Raw genomic sequence first — 15000 nt, forward strand, 5'->3', positions numbered from 1 at the left:
GCCAGCTCGACTCCGAAACCGGCCGCTCCATCATGCAACTACTGCGCGCCGTCGTCCGCAGCGAAGGCGTCACCGCCCTGGTCGCCACCCACGACCAGACCCTCATGGGACTCGCCGACCGCGCCATCGAGCTCCGCGACGGCACACTGGCCGAAGAGGCCTGAGCGGGCCGAGTTGCGGGTGGCGCCGGGGCTACCCCTACAGCGCCCTGAACGCCGCCCGCACCGCCCGCACCGCGGATCGTGGGGTCGGATGCCACCAGGCCGAAGAGGTCGGGCTCGGCCCGTGGCACGGCGACATCCGCGAGACAGTCCCCGCCCAGAGCCGTCGAGCGCGACATCCAGCAGGACCCTGCCCGGGTCGTGCGCCGCCCGCGGCTTGGGCCAGGGCACCAGGACCGCCGAGGCCGCCCGTATCGCCTCGTCCAGGCCGGGCTTGCGAGCCACCCCGACCAGCAGCACCGCCCCGGCCTGCGGGACCACTCGAACGGCCACCACTCCCGACACGAAAACGCGGGTGGCACCCGATATGCTTCCCCGCCAGGGAGGTGCCTCCGACCGGAGTGGGAACAAGGGCCTCGACGATCCTCATTCCTGCTGGTCGTGGGCACTTTCGTTTTGCCTGACCACCTGTCGGACACCACATTTCATGACGTGACGATGGGGTGAATGCGATGCCTCTTGAGGGCGAGTACGAGCCGAGTCCGGCGCAGTGGGTGCGCGATCAGGTCGAGCTGTACGAGAGTTCGGGCGGCACCCAGGGATTGACACTCTGGGACACGGGCCTGCCCGTCGTCATTCTCACGACGCGCGGCGCGAAGAGCGGCAAGATCCGCAAGACCCCGTTGATGCGCGTGGAGCACGAGGGGCGGTACGCGGCCGTGGCCTCGAAGGGCGGCTTCCCACGTCACCCGGTCTGGTACTTCAACGTCAAGTCCGACCCGCACGTCGAGCTCCAGGACGGGCCCGTACGGCAGGACATGACGGCCCGGGAGGTGACCGGGGACGAGAAGGCCGAGTGGTGGGGGCGCGCGGTCGCCGCGTATCCGCCGTACGCCGAGTATCAGGAGAAGACCGACCGTGTGATCCCGGTCTTCGTGCTGGAGCCCGCGCGCGGATAGGACCCGACGCTTCTTCATCTGGGAAGTTCCTCCGACCGGTACGCGAACAAGGACTCGACTTGTCGTTCAACGTCCGGCTTCGAACAGGTGAGCCCGGTGATCACTCGCCTGCCCAACCATCGGCCCGCACACGGCGCACCGGGTGCGGGCTCCGCGCCAACGGGCATCAGCTTTCCGCGAGGAGGATTTCCTTCAATTCGCTCAGGCTGTCGATCCGGTAAGTTGCCTGGGAGACGTCGTCCGCCTTCGTGAACTCGTTGTAGACGATGGCGCAGTCGATACCAGCGGCCACCGCCGAGGTCAGTCCCCTGGCTGAATCCTCCACGACAAGGGTCTCTTGCGCGGTGGCGCCGAAGCGTTTCAGCCCGGCCAGGTACGGTTCCGGGTTCGGCTTGGCGAGTTCGTAGTCCTCGCGCACAATGACGAAATCCATGAACTGCCTGATTTGGCGCTTCTCGTGGATGATGTCAAAGTCGGCCCGCTTCGCGGTCGTCACGATGGCCATGCGGGCATACCTCGACAGTTCGGCGAGAGTGTCGACGACGCAGTCGATCTCGATGGCCTCGATCCGCAAGTACTCCTGGTAGTAGCCGTTACGGGCCTCGCGAACCCGGATGAGGGTCCGGTCGTCGATGCCAGCCGCCCTGGCCTGACCCCAAGAGCCCGCCCCCCGGGCCATGTCCCGGAGGTACTGATCCTTGTCCAGCCTGAAACCGGCCTCCGCCAGGGCGCGTTCTGCGGATCTGAAATACCAGAACTCGGTGTCGACCAGGACACCGTCGTGATCGAAGAGTATGAATTTCTTCACGACATCATTCCTTCCCGGCGGCCGCGACGGACCGCGCGCCCCCGCGGATCGTACGGCGCCAGCTGGTATCGATCAGCTGGAGCCGTTCGCCGAACAGGTGTATTCATGCTCCTACCCGGAGATGCCAGGCGCATCCATGCATGAAGAAAACTGCCGGCTTCGCTGCACCGTGCTTGAACCGAAGCTGTCGAACGCTGCTCGGCGTGATGCGACTCAGGCCTCAACTTGCCAACCAGACAGGGGGATTAGACACAGCCTCTTGTGGGTCATCCATTGATACGGTTCGTCGTGGTTTGGTGGCCTTCTGGTGATGGGCGGGCCGGTGTAATGCCTCTCCGGTGGCGAGGACTCTGCCCACCTCGTCGTGGGCGCGGGCCGCTGGTTCTTCGAGCCGGGCGGTCGGCCGGGCCCGCGACGGGTGGGCTTCGGTTTGCACGCGCTGGTGAGAGGGCTTTCGTGTGGGAGTTCCTGACCCCACGTCGCACCCGGGCGGGGGTGAGCTTGTTCGGTTCCGCCGGTCGCTCCCAGGGCCGGCGGGAGGCCGGCGACCGGCGGCGGGGCGAGGCGAGGCGGAGCTGAGTGTGCGCTGCGATCACCAGCCACGTCCAGCGGTCGGTCACCGCCGAGTCGCGCATGCGCGGGCCAAGCCGCCCCGCCAACGATCCGGCGATCCAGTGCGGCTGAACGCGAGCCGGCACCGTGCGGCGCCGGCACCGTGCTTCGTGAAAGCGGCTGACGAACTCACCTGCCATGACCACCGGTGCCATCGCGGAGCGAAGCCGCCTCACCAACAGCGGCAAGCAGTTGGAACGGGAACTCCGGATCGGCCTGGCCGATGGTCAACGCGAGCCAACGGCCGGTGGACGGCAGCTGCCATACCTGCATACTGCCGGCGACGTTGCTCAGGAAGACGAGCGGCTCGGGCGCCGTGTAGTCGGGGTCCGGATGGTCGAAGCCGAGGTACGGCCACAGGTCCACCGACGTCGGACTGCCCCATCGACCGGTCAAAGTCGCAGTCAGCACGACGAGGTCGACCTCCAGCTCTTGCTCGGCCGCCTCGACGACCTCCTCGCTCCGGTCGTCCCAGAAATCCTGGCTCTCCCGGAGCACGGCCAGGTGATAGCCGGGCCCGCTCCAACCGCCTTCCCTCCCCGGGTTCTCGTCTTGGCGAGGGAACGGCAAGTCAATCAGGTTCTCGATGATCGACAGCTGGCCATCAGCGGAACCTGCCGCCCCGTGTTGACTCGACATGGTCGAAGCCTAGTCAGCGGCACCCGTCGCGTTGACAAGGGGCATTGAGAAGTCCGGATCGGCTGGTCAACACCGGCCACCAGGTCACCGTGAACGGCCCCGACCACCGACCTGACGAACGCCCCGAGAACCCCACCTCGGCCGGCGCTGTCGCATCCGGTTGGCCCGGTGCGGACGCGGCACAGCGCAGCGCGGCGATGCCTTGGTGACCTGCCCGGCAGGCCCCGGTGGCGGGCTGCGGGGCGGTCCGTTCCTCGAAATCCATACCGGACGGTCAGATGTCCATGCTCTAATGCGCTGTCACACCGTCCGTGTACGACATCCGAAGCGGGAGCGAGACCGACCGATGAGTGCCACCTGCCCCCAGTGCGCCGAATCCGACCAGGCTGTGGGCGTGCCGCACGCCTTGGCCGACACCGCCGGCCCGCTCGACGAGGCGGCGCGCAGTCTGCTCTCGCCGCCGCCCGCGCCGGGGCCGGCGGCGGTCAAGCGCAGCGGGGCCGCCACCGTGATCTACGCCGCGGCGGGGCTGTTCGCCGTCGTCGGGCTGATGGGGATGGCGACGGGTGGTCAGGATGTGGAGGGCGCCGATCCCGGTTACAGCGCGGGCTACTACCTGGGGGCGGTCGCTGTGCCGGTGCTCGCGGCACTGGTGGGGCTGGTCGTGCAGCTGGCGACGAAGCAGCGGCGGGTCCGGACGGCCGAGGCCGGGGTCACGGCGCAGCGGGCGGCCTGGGAACGGCGCCACAAGGTCTGGCAGGCGGCCTGGCTCTGCCGGCGGTGCCGGGTGGGCTTCTTCCCGGAGGGGGCGATCCGCCCGGACGTCCCCGCTTCGGCGGCCGTACCGGTCACGGAGCTCCCGATGTGGGTGACGACGACCGCCGAGCGAGTGCTCGGCGCGCCGGAGCCGGCCGTGGCACGCTGACCCCGGCCGCCGTTCAGCAGCAGCACCGTGCGGTCGCGCCGGACCTCGCGGCTGACGGTCGAGGTACTGAAGTGGTGCTGAACTCAAGGGGTTCGCAGGGCCTCGCAGGTCGCCAGCAGGCTTCAGGGGGCTTTGAAGAGCAGGGGGAACCCCAGAGCGAGCCAGGGCTTGCGGCCCCAGGCGAGGACCTTGCCGCGGGCCAGCACGGCGGTCGGGTTGCACCGGCCGAGGGCGAGCAGCAGGAAGGCCACCGGCTCGGTGAGGATCGTGCAGTCGAGCCGGTCCGCGAGGCCCGGGGAGACCTCGGCCACGCCGTCGCGGAAGGTCACCGTGAAGCGGGCACCGCCGCGTACCCGCAGGCCGTAGCGGGCGGTGTGACCGGCGGCCGAACGGGCGTCGACCACCCACGGCATGGCGGTCGTCAGGAACGGAAGGGTCAGTGCCACCCGGTCGCGGTCGACCATGTGCGGCCGCCGCAGCGCGACGGCCAGGTCGTACCCGTGGCCGAGCATGTGGGTGAGCAGGTACGAGGCCAGCGTGGCGAGGTCCATCGGTCCGAGCGGGGTCAGCACCGGGGCCGACGCCGGCCGCTCGGCGCAGGCCTCGGTGAAGACGCGGGCGTGCCGGACGACCTCCTCGGCGAGGACCGTCGCGTCTCGCTCGGGAAAGGCGGCGAGGGACGCCGCGTTGGCCGCGGCCAGGCTGTCCGGCGTCCCGTCGCCGTAGGTCCTTTGCTCGCCCGCGGCCAGTGCGGCCATCAGTTCGTTGGCCAGAGCGAGATGGGCGGCCGCCTCGCCCACGGTCCACTGTGCTCCGGGGATCGGCCGGCCGGTGTCGGGACGGTCGCGGAGCAGTGCCGCGATGTCCTCGGCCACGCCGAGGACGGCGTCGAGGAGCGCGGGGTGCACGGAGTCCCGCGGGACCGGGGCAGGGATCATGGTGGTGAATCGTGGACCACCCCAGCCCCGCTGTCCAGAGTTCCTGCGGAACTGATTACTTGCGGGTAGCCCCGGTGGCCCCGCCCGTGAGACTGCGCGTGGCCCCGCCCGTGACCCCGTCGGCGAGGAGGGCGTCGGCGAGGAGGTCGTCGGTGCCGGTGACGATGACGCCCAGGGCGCGGAACGCCTGCAGGGCGGCGACGTGGCCGGCGGCGGAGAGGGCGGTGACGGCGTCCTCGACCACGGTGGTGGGGTGGCCGAGGGCCACGGCGGTGCGGACGGTCTCGCCGACGCCGTACTCGGTGGCGATTCCCGCGACGACGAGGGAGGTGGCGCCGAGGCGGCGCAGCCGGTCGGCGAGGTCGGTGCCCGCGAAGGCGTCGATGCCGTACTTGGTGACCACCTCGTTGCCGGGGCGGGTGTCCACATCGGCGGCGAAGCGGTTGACGTGGGAGTCGGGGCCTCCGTCGCTGCCGTCCGTCCGGGCGTGGCGGACCAGGACCACCGGCAGTCCGGCGGCTTCGAAGGCGGTCTTCAACCGGGCGGCGGAGCGGACCACGGCCGCGCCGGTCAGCGGCGTGGCGGGGCGGTCGACGATCCACTGCTGGAGGTCCACCAGCACCAGGACGGTGCCAGGGGCGGGGCTGGTCGGGGTGTCGGTCATCGAGACTCCTCGGGGTGGGGCGGCGGGTGGTTACTTGTCGGCGGTGAGCTTGCCGGCGTGGGCCCAGTCCTCGCCCTGGTACTCCTGGATCCAGACGAAGACGCTCTCCGCCGGGACCTCCAGGGCCTCCACGAACGCCTCGGTGATCTTCTTGACCAGCTCGCGCTTCTGCTCGACCTTGCGCGGGCCCTGCTGGATGGTGACGACGGGCATCTTCGGCTCCTCGGTCCTCGGTCCTCGGTTGGGACGTCTCCTGCGGGATTCCTCCCGCCGGGAACCAGTCCACCGGATCGCGGGCCGCGCACCCAGACCCGATTTCGGCTGGCAGCGATCACGAATCCTGATCGTCCCAGCTCACGGGCTCGGTCCGGCAGGCGTCCAGGAGCAGCCGCGGGACCGGGTCGGCGCGGCGCACGGCGAGCGCCGTCGGCAGCGCCAGCGGTCTGCGGGGCGAACGGAAGACGATCCGGCGGGTGCTCGCCGTCCGCGCGTTCGCGGCGTAGACCACCGTCCACATCGGCGCGCCCGTGCCGATGGCGGCCAGGGTGTCCTGGAGGGAGCCGGTGGACGGGCCGAGGACGGGGCGGAAGCCGGCCTCCTGGCAGGCGGACATGACGAGGTCGACCAGGGCGGGATGGTTCGACCGCTCGGTGAGCCGGAGTGGAAGCCCGGCGAGCTCGGACAGGTCGATCACGGGGTGCACGGCCTGCGGGTGCCGCGCGGGCAGGGCGAGGACCAACTCGTCCTGCCAGACCGGCAGGAAGCGCAGAGCGGGGTCGGACTCCGGGATCGCGCCCCGGACGAAGGCGGCGTCCAGCCGCCCGTCCGCGAGCCGGGCGAGCCGGTCCCCGACCGGGGCGGAGTGCAGCTCGACGCGGGTGCCGGGGGCGTGCTGCTGGTACGCGTCCAGGATGGCGTCGAGGCGTTCGCCGAGGCCGGTGACGGTTCCGAGCCGGAGCGTGCCGGGCGAGGCGAGACCGGCGGCAACGGCCCGGGCGGCGGCCTCGGCAGCCAGCACGTTCCTGGCCGCCGGAAGGAAGCGCTCGCCGGCTGGCGTCAGCCGCACGTACCGGGGTGACCGGTCGAACAGTTCTACCTTCAACTCCCGTTCCAGGCGCCGCACCTGCTGGCTCACCGCGGGCTGGCCCAGCAGCAGCCGCTCGGCCGCCCGGCCGAAGTGCAGCTCCTCGGCGACGGCGACGAAGCAGCGAAGCTGTCGTAGCTCCATGGGACCCCCGCTCGGTGTGTCGACGGCCCATCGTCGCAGGGCCCCGCGGGCGGGCCGCGCGCACCCGTGCCCCGAGAACCCGCAGGCGGGCCACGTGCACCTGCGCACCACACGTACACCTGCCCACCAAGGGCGGCACCCGATCGCCGGCACCTGTGCACCGGGGGTGGAGCCCGATCGCCAACCGGCGGGTTGGCGGCTTCGTATGCTGGGCGCATGGCATGGGACACCGCGAAGACCAAGAGACTGCTCCTCGACGCCGCCGTGGAGGAGTTCGCCGCGCACGGGCCCGAGGGCGCGCGGATCGACCGGATCGCGGCCTCGGCCGGGGTCAACAAGGAGCGGATCTACCCCTACTTCGGTGGGAAACGGCAACTGTTCGCCGCCGTGGTCGAGCGTGAGCTGGAGCAGCTCGCCGGCGCCGTGCCGATGGAGGGGGCGGACGGGCGGGCCGTGGACCTTCCGGAGTACGCCGGCCGGGTGTTCGACTACCACCTCGCCCATCCGCACCTGCTGCGCCTGCTGCAGTGGGAGGCCCTGTGCGGCGACGCCGCCGCTCCGGTGGCGGGTGAGGAGCGGCGGGCCGCCTACTACGCCGAGAAGGTCGCCGCGGTCTCCCGCGCCCGCCGGGAGCCGGACGGCGGGGCGGGGGTCGGGGCGCAGCTCCCGCCCGCGGAGCTGTTGTACGCCGTCGTCGCGCTCGCCGGCTGGCAGTTCGCCGCACCGCAGCTCGCCCGGATGATCCTGGGCGGGGCGGTCGGCGAGGACCCGGCCGCGCGGCGGGCCGCCGTCGTGGACCTGGTGCGCAGGCTGGCGCTCTGACCCTTCTTCAACCCCATTTCCAACCGGGCAGTTGGAAATGGGGGCCTGGTCGCACTACCATCCAACTCGTCAGTTGGAATTGCACCGACCAAGGAGCCAGACCATGACCGCCACCCCCGCGCGCCCGAACGCCGCCCTCGTCCTGATCGAGTTCCAGCGCGAGTGGCTCGACCCCGAGCACGGCCGGCTCAACCACCTCGTCGAGGACCGCGACCTGCTCGACACCGCGGTCGGCGGCGCGGCCGCCGCGCTGGCCGCCGCCCGTGCGCACGGCGTCCCCGTCGTGCACGTGCCGCTCGTCCTCACCCCGGGCGCTCCGGAACTCGAGGGCTGGACCCCGGCGCGGCTCGGCCTGCGCGCGGTGATCCCCCGGGCCGGCACCTGGATCCGCGGCAGCGCCGGCGCCGAGTTCGCCGAGGCCTTCCGGCCCGCCCCCGGCGAACCGGTCGTACGCGGACGCGCGGGCGCCAGTGCCTTCGCCGGTTCCTCCGACCTCGACCTGATCCTGCGCCGGCTCGGCGTCACCGACCTGTACCTGGCGGGCTTCGCCACCCACGTGTGCGTCGAGTCCACCCTGCGCGAGGCCCACGACCGCGGCTACACCGCGCACGTCATCCACGACGCCTGTGCGGCCTTCAACCGCGCCCAGCAGGACCACGTCCGCGAGCACGTGATCCACCACTTCGGCGGCGAGACCGATGCCGCCGCCTTCACCGCCTCGCTCGACGCCACAGCCGCAGCCGCAGCCGCCTGACGTCCCTCGGGGAACACGACAGCCGACCGTCCGTCAAGAAGCCCGTACCGCAGCCCCCTGTGGCTCCGGGCAGTCAACGGGCCGGTTGAGAACTCCGTACCAACGCGTCGGTCACCCCTCCTCGGTCACCCCTCCTCGGCGGCCGCCGGGCGGCGGAGCCGTCGCAGGTACGGGTCGTAGGAGGGGCGGGGCTCCAGCCTGACCCTGGCGTCCACGCAGACGGCCCCGTCGGGCCGGGCGATGACGGGGTTGAGGTCGGCCTCGACGAGTTCCGGGACGTCGGCGGCCAGCCGGGAGAGCCGGGCGAGTACCGACCGCACCGCGGGGAGGTCGACCCCGGGCGCCCCCGGGTACCCGGACAGCAGCGGTGCGCCGCGCAGGTCGGCGACCATGGTGGTGAGGTCCCGTTCGGTGAGCGGGGCGAGGCGGGCGACGCGGTCGTCCAGCACCTCGGTGGCGGTGCCGCCGATGCCGAGGAGCACGAGGGGGCCGAAGACGCGGTCCTGGACGACGCCCGCCAGCAGTTCGACGCCGGGTGCGGCCATCGGCTGCACCACCGCGCCGGCCAGCTCCGCCCCGAAGGACTCCTCGAACTCGCGGTAGGCGGAACGGACTTCGGATTCCGTCCGGAGGCCGGTCCGGACCGCGCCCGCCGCACTCTTGTGGACCTGGCCCGGCCAGTACGCCTTCAACGCCACCGCGCCCTCGTGCCCGAGGCGGCACATCGCCCGGGCGGCGATGACGGCGGTGCGCTCGTCCCGCGCCCAGACCGAGGTGGTCAGCGGAAGGCCGTGGCTTTCGAGGAGATCGGCGGTGCCCACCGGGTCGAGCCAGCCGCCGGCGGGATTGGCCGCGAGGAAGCCGGCCACCAGGCTGCGGGCGGTCCTGAGGTCGCAGCCCGGGGCGTCGGCGTCCTCACTGACGGGCTCGGCCAGCCAGCGGGCGCGGTCCCGGGCGTGGGCGAGGGCCCGGGCGGCGGCGACCGTGTCCGAGTACACGGGCAGCCGGTTGCCGTCGGCGCAGGTCAGATGGCGGACGGGGACCTCCTGGTCGGGCAGGACGGCCGCGATCGGGATGCGGCGCCGGGCCGGGCCGTCCAGCAGGGCGCGGACGGGGTCGTGAGCGGCGTCGGTGGCGAGCGCGGTCGGCACCAGGCAGACCAGCAGGGCGTCCACGGCCCGGCTCTGTTCCACCTTCTCCAGGAGCCGGGCGAGTTTGGCGGGGCCGACGGCGGCCGTGGTGTCGACGGGGTTCCGGGCGGCGGCCCCCTCGGGGAGCAACTCCTCCAGCTCGCCCGACAGTTCGGGGAGGATCAGCCCGGCGTCCGCGAGCGCGTCGGCGGCCAGGATGCCGATGCCGCCGGCGTTGGACACCACCGCGACCGCGCCGCGCGGATCCGGCAGCGGCTGCGCGTGCAACAGCGCCGCCGTGTCCACGAGTTCGCCGATGCTGCGGGTCGCGGTGATCCCGGCCTGACGGAACAGCGCCTCGCGGACCACCGTGGGGGTGGCCGCCGCCGCGGTGTGCGAGGCCGCACCCCGGCGCCCGGCGGCCGAGCGCCCGGCGTCGACGGTCAGCACCGGCAGCCTGCGGGTGACCCGGCGGGCGGTCCGGGCGAAGGCGCGCGGGCCGCCGAAGGACTCCAGGTGCAGCAGGGCGAGATCGGTGCGGCCGTCCCCCTCCCACCACTGGAGCAGGTCGTTGCCGCTGACGTCGTACTTGTCGCCGAGCGACACGAAGCTCGACACCCCGATGCCCAGCCAGGCCAGCCGCTTCAGGAGGGCGATCCCGACGCCACCGCTCTGCACCGCCACCCCCGCGGTGCCGGGAAGCGGGAAGGCCCCGCCGAATTCGGCGTCCAGCCGGACGGCGGGATCGGTCTGCGCGATACCGAGGCTGTTCGGCCCGACCAGGCGCATGCTGTGCTCACGGCAGGCGTGCACCAACCGCCGCGCATCCTCGGACCCGAGGCCCGACGCGAGCACCACCAGGGCCCGGACACCGGCCCGTCCGCACTCCTCGGCCACGCCCGCCACCGCCGGCGCCGGCACGGCCAGCACCGCGAGGTCCGGCACGGCCGGCAGCGCGCCCACCGACGGGTACACGGGCTCGCCGTCGATCGACCCGGCCCGCGGGTTCACCGCCATCACGGGCCCGGGGAACCCGCCCTGCCGGATCTTCGCGAGCACCGTCCTGCCGACCGAACCCGCCCTGCGGGAGACGCCGACCACCGCGACCGACCCCGGCCGCAGCAGTGCGCCGAGGCTGGCGACGTCGGCGCGGCGGCCGCGTTCGTCGACCGCCGCGCGGTAGTGCTCGTCCGATTCGTCGAGGGGCACCCGCACCCGGATCTCGCCCCGGTCGAGCCGCCGGTGCACGGGCAGGCCGAGACCGGCGAAGACCTTGTGGACGCCACGGTTGCCGGCCAGGGTGTCGGCCTCGAAGACACGCACGCCCCGGCCACGTGCCGCGTGTATCAGGTGTTCCAGCAGGAGCGTCGCGGCGCCCCGTCGTTGCCACCGGTCGGCGACCACCAGCGCCAGCTCGCCGGTCTGCGGACGGTCCTCGGGGATCTCGCAGTCGGCCTCGCCGATCAGCTCCTCACCCGCCCACGCGCCCAGGGAGAGCAGCCGCTCCCCCGGTTCCCCGCAGAGCCGGTCCGCGGCGAGCCGCGGCGCGTTGCGGCTGACGCCGAAGAAGCGCAGCCGCCGGCTCTCGTCGGACATCCGGTTGGCGTGCAGGTCCAGGACGGCCTCGCGGTCCTGCGGGCCGAGCGGGCGGATCACGACGGTCGTGCCGTCCGCGAGCAGCGCCTCGGCGGTGGTCCGGTGAAAGTGGGCGATCGACATGTCGGCTCTCCTCGGCACCCGGTTCTGCGCCCTCCAGCCTGCTCCCCTGCGCCCACCCCGGGTAGGGCCGACCGGCCCCCGCACCGGGCCACCGGGCCACCGGGCGCAGGGTCCCACCGGGCGCAGGGTCCCAGCGGGCGGACGGCCGGGCCCGGCCACAGGGCCCCACCGGACGGACGACCCGGCCCGGCCCGGCAGGTCCGGCCTGGAGGGCCGCCCCGGCCGCCCTGGCCGCCCTGGCCCGGACGGCAGCCGACGGACCACGGCCGCTGAGCGCCCCGGCGGCGCGTTGCGCAGACTGGGAGCAGGACGGCAACGCGGAGGTGGCCTCGTGGCAGCGGACACATCCACCCGGTCCGGGCCCGCGCACCCGGCGATGCCGGACCCGTGGACCCTCCGTTACGAGGGCTTCGACCCCGCCGAGGAGGGTCTGCGGGAGGCGCTCTGCGCGGTGGGCAACGGTTATCTGGTCACGCGCGGCGCCGCCCCCGAGTCCGTCGCGGACGGTGTCCACTACCCCGGCACGTACCTGGCGGGCTGCTACGACCGCGCGTCCTCGACGGTCGCGGGCCGGGTGGTCACCAACGAGGACCTGGTCAACTGTCCGAACTGGCTGCCGCTGACCTTCCGCCCCGCCGGTGGCGACTGGTTCACCGGACCGCCGGCCGAGCAGAGCGTCGAACTGGACCTGCGGCGGGGCGTCCTGACCAGGCGCGCCCTGGTCGTGGACACCGCGGGACGACGGACCCGGCTGGTCCAGCGCCGCCTGGCCAGCCAGGCACGGCCCCACCTGGCCGCCCTGGAGAGCACCATCACGCCCGAGAACTGGTCCGGGCCGGTCGAGATCCGCTCGGCGCTGGACGGCGCCGTCGCCAACACCGGCGTCACCCGCTACCGGGCCCTCACCGGCAGCCACCTCGTACCGGCCGGCGAGGGTGCGGACGAGGACGGCCTGATCTGGCTGGAGGTCGCCGCCGCCGGCTCGCCGCTGCGCATCGCGCTCGCCGCCCGCACCCGCGTGCGCGGTGCCGGAGGACCCCTGCCGACCGTGCAGGAACTCGGGCCGGGCCGGGCGGCACAGACCGTCACGGCCGTCGCCGAACCGGGCCGGCCGGTGACCGTCGAGAAGACCGTGGCGGTCCACACCTCCCACGACCCGGCGACCGGGACGCCCCTGCGCTCCTCCCGGCTGCTGGCCGCACAGGCGCCCGGATTCGACCGGCTGCTGGACGAACACGGGATCCGCTGGGGCGAGTTGTGGCACCGCTGCCGGATCGAGGCGGACTTCGACGGCGCCGGCCCCCTGCACCTCAACCTGTTCCACCTGCTCCAGGCCTACTCGGAGCACTCGGCCGATCTGGACGTGGGCGTACCGGCCCGCGGCCTGCACGGCGAGGCCTACCGCGGCCACGTGTTCTGGGACGAGCTGTTCGTCCTCCAGGTGCTCAACCTGCGGTTCCCCGAGCTCGCCCGGGCCGTGCTGCGCTACCGCCACCGCCGTCTGGAGGCGGCCCGGCAGGCCGCCCGCGACGCCGGACTGCGCGGCGCCATGTACCCGTGGCAGAGCGGGAGCGACGGCCGCGAGGAGTCCCAGCTGCTGCACCTCAACCCGCTCTCGGGGCGCTGGCTCCCCGACCACACCCACCTCCAGCGGCATGTCGGCTCGGCCGTCGCCTACAACATCTGGCAGTACTACCAGGCCACGAACGACCTGGACTTCCTCGCCGGTGCGGGTGCCGAGATGCTGCTGGAGATCGCCCGGTTCTGGGCCTCCGCAGCCTCCTACGACCCCGCCCGGGAACGGTGGTCGATCCGGGGAGTGCTCGGTCCCGACGAGTACCACGACGCCTACCCGTGGGCCACCGGGCCGGGGCTGGACGACAACGCCTACACGAACGTCCTGGCCTCCTGGGTGCTGGCGCGCGCCTTCGACACCCTCGGCGTCCTGCCCGGGTACCGGCGCGACGAGCTACTGGAACGCCTGGCGCTCGACGACACCGAGCTCGGCCGCTGGCAGGAGGTCGGGCGGCGCCTGCACGTGCCGTTCCACAGCGGGGTGGTCAGCCAGTTCGAGGGGTACGAACGGCTCGCCGAGCTCGACTGGGCGGCCTACCGCCGCCGCTACCCCGACCTGCGCCGGCTCGACCGGCTCCTGGAGGCCGAGGGCGACACCGTCAACCGGTACCGGGCGTCGAAACAGGCGGACGCGCTGATGCTCTGGTACCTGTTCTCCGCCCGCGAGGTCCGCGCCCTGCTCCGGCGGCTCGGCTACCCCGCCCGGCACGAACTCCAGCGCCGCACCACCACGTACTACCTGAAGCGCACCGTGCACGGCTCCTCGCTCAGCTCGGTGGTGCACGCCTGGGTGCTCACCCGCTCCGACCGCCGGGCCTCCTGGCGGTACTTCCGCGACGCGCTGGTGGCCGACCTCCAGGACGGCCGGCACGGGACCACCTCGGAGGGCGTCCACCTCGGCGCGATGGCCGGCGCGGTCGACCTGCTCCAGCGCTGCTACACCGGGCTGGAGATCCGCGAGGACGCGATCTGGCTCGACCCCCATCTCCCCTCCGCCCTGCGGAGGTTGGAACTGGAACTGCGCTACCGCGGCCACTGGGGCATCGTCGTCACCACGGGCCACCGGGAGGTGACGGTGAGCCTCCGGGAGAGCCGACAGGAACCCGTCCGGGTCCGCCTCCGGGGCAGGTCGGCCACCGTGGCACCCGGCGAGACCCGCGTCTTCCGCCTCTGACCCCGGCGCCGGCCCTTGCCCCGACTCCGGCCCCGTCCCCGGTCCTCACCCCGGCCCGACTCCGGCCGGACAGCACCGCGCCGACGCCCGGCCCCTCCCGCGTCGAGGACCTTGCGCGGGAAGGGCCGGCGCCGCCGCAGGCGCTGGGTCACGCCCCGCGCGCGACGGCCCGGCCACCGGCGGAGGCGTCAGGGCCGGCTACCGGCCGGCGTGGTGGACGAAGCGGTAGGTGTCGCGGTCGAGTTCGGTGACCTCGACACAGATCGCCGCCGGGACGGCGATGCGGGACTGGAGGACCGCGAGCACCCGGGCGGTCAGTTCGGCCCGCTGCTCGGTGGTGCGGCCGGCCAGGATCTTGATCTGCGCCAGCACCAGGGCCTCACCCGTGCTCCCGTCGCCGACCGCGTACCGCGCGGCCGGGCGGAACAGGGTCTTGCAGTCCGCCACCTTGGTGTCGATCACCTCGGTGATGAGCTGGTGGACCTCCGCGGCGAGGCCCGCCTGGTCGAAGTCGAGTTCCGGCGAGTGGTCGATCAGGATCTGCGGCACGGGAGCCTCCTACAGGACGGGACGGGACCGGACGAACAACCGGACGGACCGGACATCCGGCCCCGACGGCACGGACGACATCCGCGACGCTATCGCGCGCCGCCGTGCACCCGGCGGGCGGGATCCCCCGGTGTGACGCATCGTCACCCGGTGATCCTGGGGCTCCCTCCTGGATCGGCATGTTGAAACTGATCGCGAAGGGTGCGCCGGCCCATGGGTTGTCGGGTGTTCCGGGCGCCAACGGATGCCGTGCGGCAGGAGGTGGGAGAGGTCGCTCTTCCCGGTTGGCGGGACTTGTCCGAGCCGCAGGCCGGTGTTGGCGGACGCCCCGGTGCTCGGGTGC

At 73.0% G+C, this 15000-nt stretch carries 13 protein-coding genes and 3 pseudogenes; 6 read left to right on the plus strand and 10 right to left on the minus strand.

The annotated features are described in order from the left end of the window. Positions 1-164: pseudogene (locus J5Y04_RS42470) on the plus strand (ABC transporter ATP-binding protein); the annotation flags it as partial. Positions 165-238: 74 nt separating this feature from the next. Here J5Y04_RS42470 and J5Y04_RS35615 read toward each other — a convergent pair. Next, positions 239-591, minus strand: a pseudogene (locus J5Y04_RS35615) (hypothetical protein); the annotation flags it as partial. Between the two features lie 82 nt (positions 592-673). Between J5Y04_RS35615 and J5Y04_RS35620 the strand changes: the two are divergent. Continuing rightward, entirely contained in the window at positions 674-1120 is a 447-nt protein-coding gene (locus J5Y04_RS35620) for a nitroreductase family deazaflavin-dependent oxidoreductase (protein ID WP_209416678.1), read from the plus strand. A 166-nt stretch (positions 1121-1286) separates the two neighbouring features. Here J5Y04_RS35620 and J5Y04_RS35625 read toward each other — a convergent pair whose 3' ends face one another. The 3 genes and pseudogenes from J5Y04_RS35625 to J5Y04_RS35630 form a co-directional block, all read right to left on the minus strand. Beyond that, positions 1287-1928, minus strand: a complete 642-nt coding sequence (locus J5Y04_RS35625; protein WP_209416679.1) for an HAD family phosphatase — start codon at positions 1926-1928, stop codon at positions 1287-1289. 366 nt (positions 1929-2294) lie between these two features. Further along, a pseudogene (locus J5Y04_RS42475) lies at positions 2295-2569 on the minus strand (transposase); the annotation flags it as partial. A 100-nt stretch (positions 2570-2669) separates the two neighbouring features. Beyond that, on the minus strand, positions 2670-3179 hold the full coding sequence (locus J5Y04_RS35630; protein WP_209416680.1) for a hypothetical protein: 510 nt from the start codon (positions 3177-3179) through the stop codon (positions 2670-2672). A 394-nt stretch (positions 3180-3573) separates the two neighbouring features. On the opposite strand from J5Y04_RS35630, the gene J5Y04_RS35635 reads away from it, so the two are divergent. Further along, on the plus strand, positions 3574-4104 hold the full coding sequence (locus J5Y04_RS35635; RefSeq protein ID WP_209416681.1) for a hypothetical protein: 531 nt from the start codon (positions 3574-3576) through the stop codon (positions 4102-4104). Between the two features lie 122 nt (positions 4105-4226). Here J5Y04_RS35635 and J5Y04_RS35640 read toward each other — a convergent pair whose 3' ends face one another. The 4 genes from J5Y04_RS35640 to J5Y04_RS35655 all read right to left on the minus strand — a co-directional run bounded on the left by J5Y04_RS35640 (position 4227) and on the right by J5Y04_RS35655 (position 6934). Then, positions 4227-5042 (minus strand): maleylpyruvate isomerase family mycothiol-dependent enzyme, encoded by an 816-nt coding sequence (locus tag J5Y04_RS35640; RefSeq protein ID WP_209416682.1) that lies wholly within the window; start codon positions 5040-5042, stop codon positions 4227-4229. 55 nt (positions 5043-5097) lie between these two features. Beyond that, a complete protein-coding gene (locus J5Y04_RS35645; RefSeq protein ID WP_209416683.1) occupies positions 5098-5706 on the minus strand; it encodes a cysteine hydrolase family protein in 609 nt (202 codons plus the stop codon). Positions 5707-5736: 30 nt separating this feature from the next. Then, positions 5737-5919 (minus strand): 4-oxalocrotonate tautomerase DmpI, encoded by a 183-nt coding sequence (gene dmpI / locus J5Y04_RS35650; RefSeq protein ID WP_209416684.1) that lies wholly within the window; start codon positions 5917-5919, stop codon positions 5737-5739. 118 nt (positions 5920-6037) lie between these two features. Next, complete coding sequence (locus tag J5Y04_RS35655; RefSeq protein ID WP_209416685.1) at positions 6038-6934, minus strand: LysR family transcriptional regulator; 897 nt, start codon at positions 6932-6934, stop codon at positions 6038-6040. A gap of 216 nt (positions 6935-7150) precedes the next feature. On the opposite strand from J5Y04_RS35655, the gene J5Y04_RS35660 reads away from it, so the two are divergent. Together J5Y04_RS35660 and J5Y04_RS35665 are read left to right on the plus strand one after the other, a co-directional pair. Beyond that, the gene (locus tag J5Y04_RS35660; RefSeq protein WP_209416686.1) at positions 7151-7756 is read left to right on the plus strand and encodes a TetR/AcrR family transcriptional regulator; all 606 of its coding nucleotides are present in this window, start codon (positions 7151-7153) and stop codon (positions 7754-7756) included. 103 nt (positions 7757-7859) lie between these two features. Beyond that, complete coding sequence (locus J5Y04_RS35665) at positions 7860-8510, plus strand: cysteine hydrolase family protein (protein WP_209416687.1); 651 nt, start codon at positions 7860-7862, stop codon at positions 8508-8510. Between the two features lie 125 nt (positions 8511-8635). Here J5Y04_RS35665 and J5Y04_RS35670 read toward each other — a convergent pair whose 3' ends face one another. Next, positions 8636-11359, minus strand: coding sequence for a GNAT family N-acetyltransferase (locus J5Y04_RS35670; RefSeq protein WP_209416688.1), 2724 nt, complete (start codon positions 11357-11359; stop codon positions 8636-8638). 331 nt (positions 11360-11690) lie between these two features. On the opposite strand from J5Y04_RS35670, the gene J5Y04_RS35675 reads away from it, so the two are divergent. Further along, complete coding sequence (locus J5Y04_RS35675) at positions 11691-14108, plus strand: glycosyl hydrolase family 65 protein (RefSeq protein ID WP_307853469.1); 2418 nt, start codon at positions 11691-11693, stop codon at positions 14106-14108. A 198-nt stretch (positions 14109-14306) separates the two neighbouring features. On the opposite strand, the gene J5Y04_RS35680 is transcribed toward J5Y04_RS35675, so the two are convergent. After that, on the minus strand, positions 14307-14657 hold the full coding sequence (locus J5Y04_RS35680) for a 5-carboxymethyl-2-hydroxymuconate Delta-isomerase (protein WP_209416689.1): 351 nt from the start codon (positions 14655-14657) through the stop codon (positions 14307-14309). Positions 14658-15000 lie beyond the last annotated feature (343 nt).

The sequence above is a fragment of the Kitasatospora sp. RG8 genome (assembly GCF_017813315.1).
In the GTDB taxonomy this organism is placed as follows: Bacteria; Actinomycetota; Actinomycetes; order Streptomycetales; family Streptomycetaceae; genus Kitasatospora.

Excerpts from the sequence above, each read along its gene's own strand:
- J5Y04_RS35630 (WP_209416680.1), bottom strand. The coding sequence starts at position 3,179 with ATGTCGAGTCAACACGGGGCGGCAGGTTCCGCTGATGGCCAGCTGTCG.
- J5Y04_RS35665 (WP_209416687.1), top strand. The coding sequence starts at position 7,860 with ATGACCGCCACCCCCGCGCGCCCGAACGCCGCCCTCGTCCTGATCGAG.
- dmpI (WP_209416684.1), bottom strand. The coding sequence starts at position 5,919 with ATGCCCGTCGTCACCATCCAGCAGGGCCCGCGCAAGGTCGAGCAGAAG.
- J5Y04_RS35645 (WP_209416683.1), bottom strand. The coding sequence starts at position 5,706 with ATGACCGACACCCCGACCAGCCCCGCCCCTGGCACCGTCCTGGTGCTG.
- J5Y04_RS35660 (WP_209416686.1), top strand. The coding sequence starts at position 7,151 with ATGGCATGGGACACCGCGAAGACCAAGAGACTGCTCCTCGACGCCGCC.
- J5Y04_RS35655 (WP_209416685.1), bottom strand. The coding sequence starts at position 6,934 with ATGGAGCTACGACAGCTTCGCTGCTTCGTCGCCGTCGCCGAGGAGCTG.
- J5Y04_RS35620 (WP_209416678.1), top strand. The coding sequence starts at position 674 with ATGCCTCTTGAGGGCGAGTACGAGCCGAGTCCGGCGCAGTGGGTGCGC.
- J5Y04_RS35670 (WP_209416688.1), bottom strand. The coding sequence starts at position 11,359 with ATGTCGATCGCCCACTTTCACCGGACCACCGCCGAGGCGCTGCTCGCG.
- J5Y04_RS35640 (WP_209416682.1), bottom strand. The coding sequence starts at position 5,042 with ATGATCCCTGCCCCGGTCCCGCGGGACTCCGTGCACCCCGCGCTCCTC.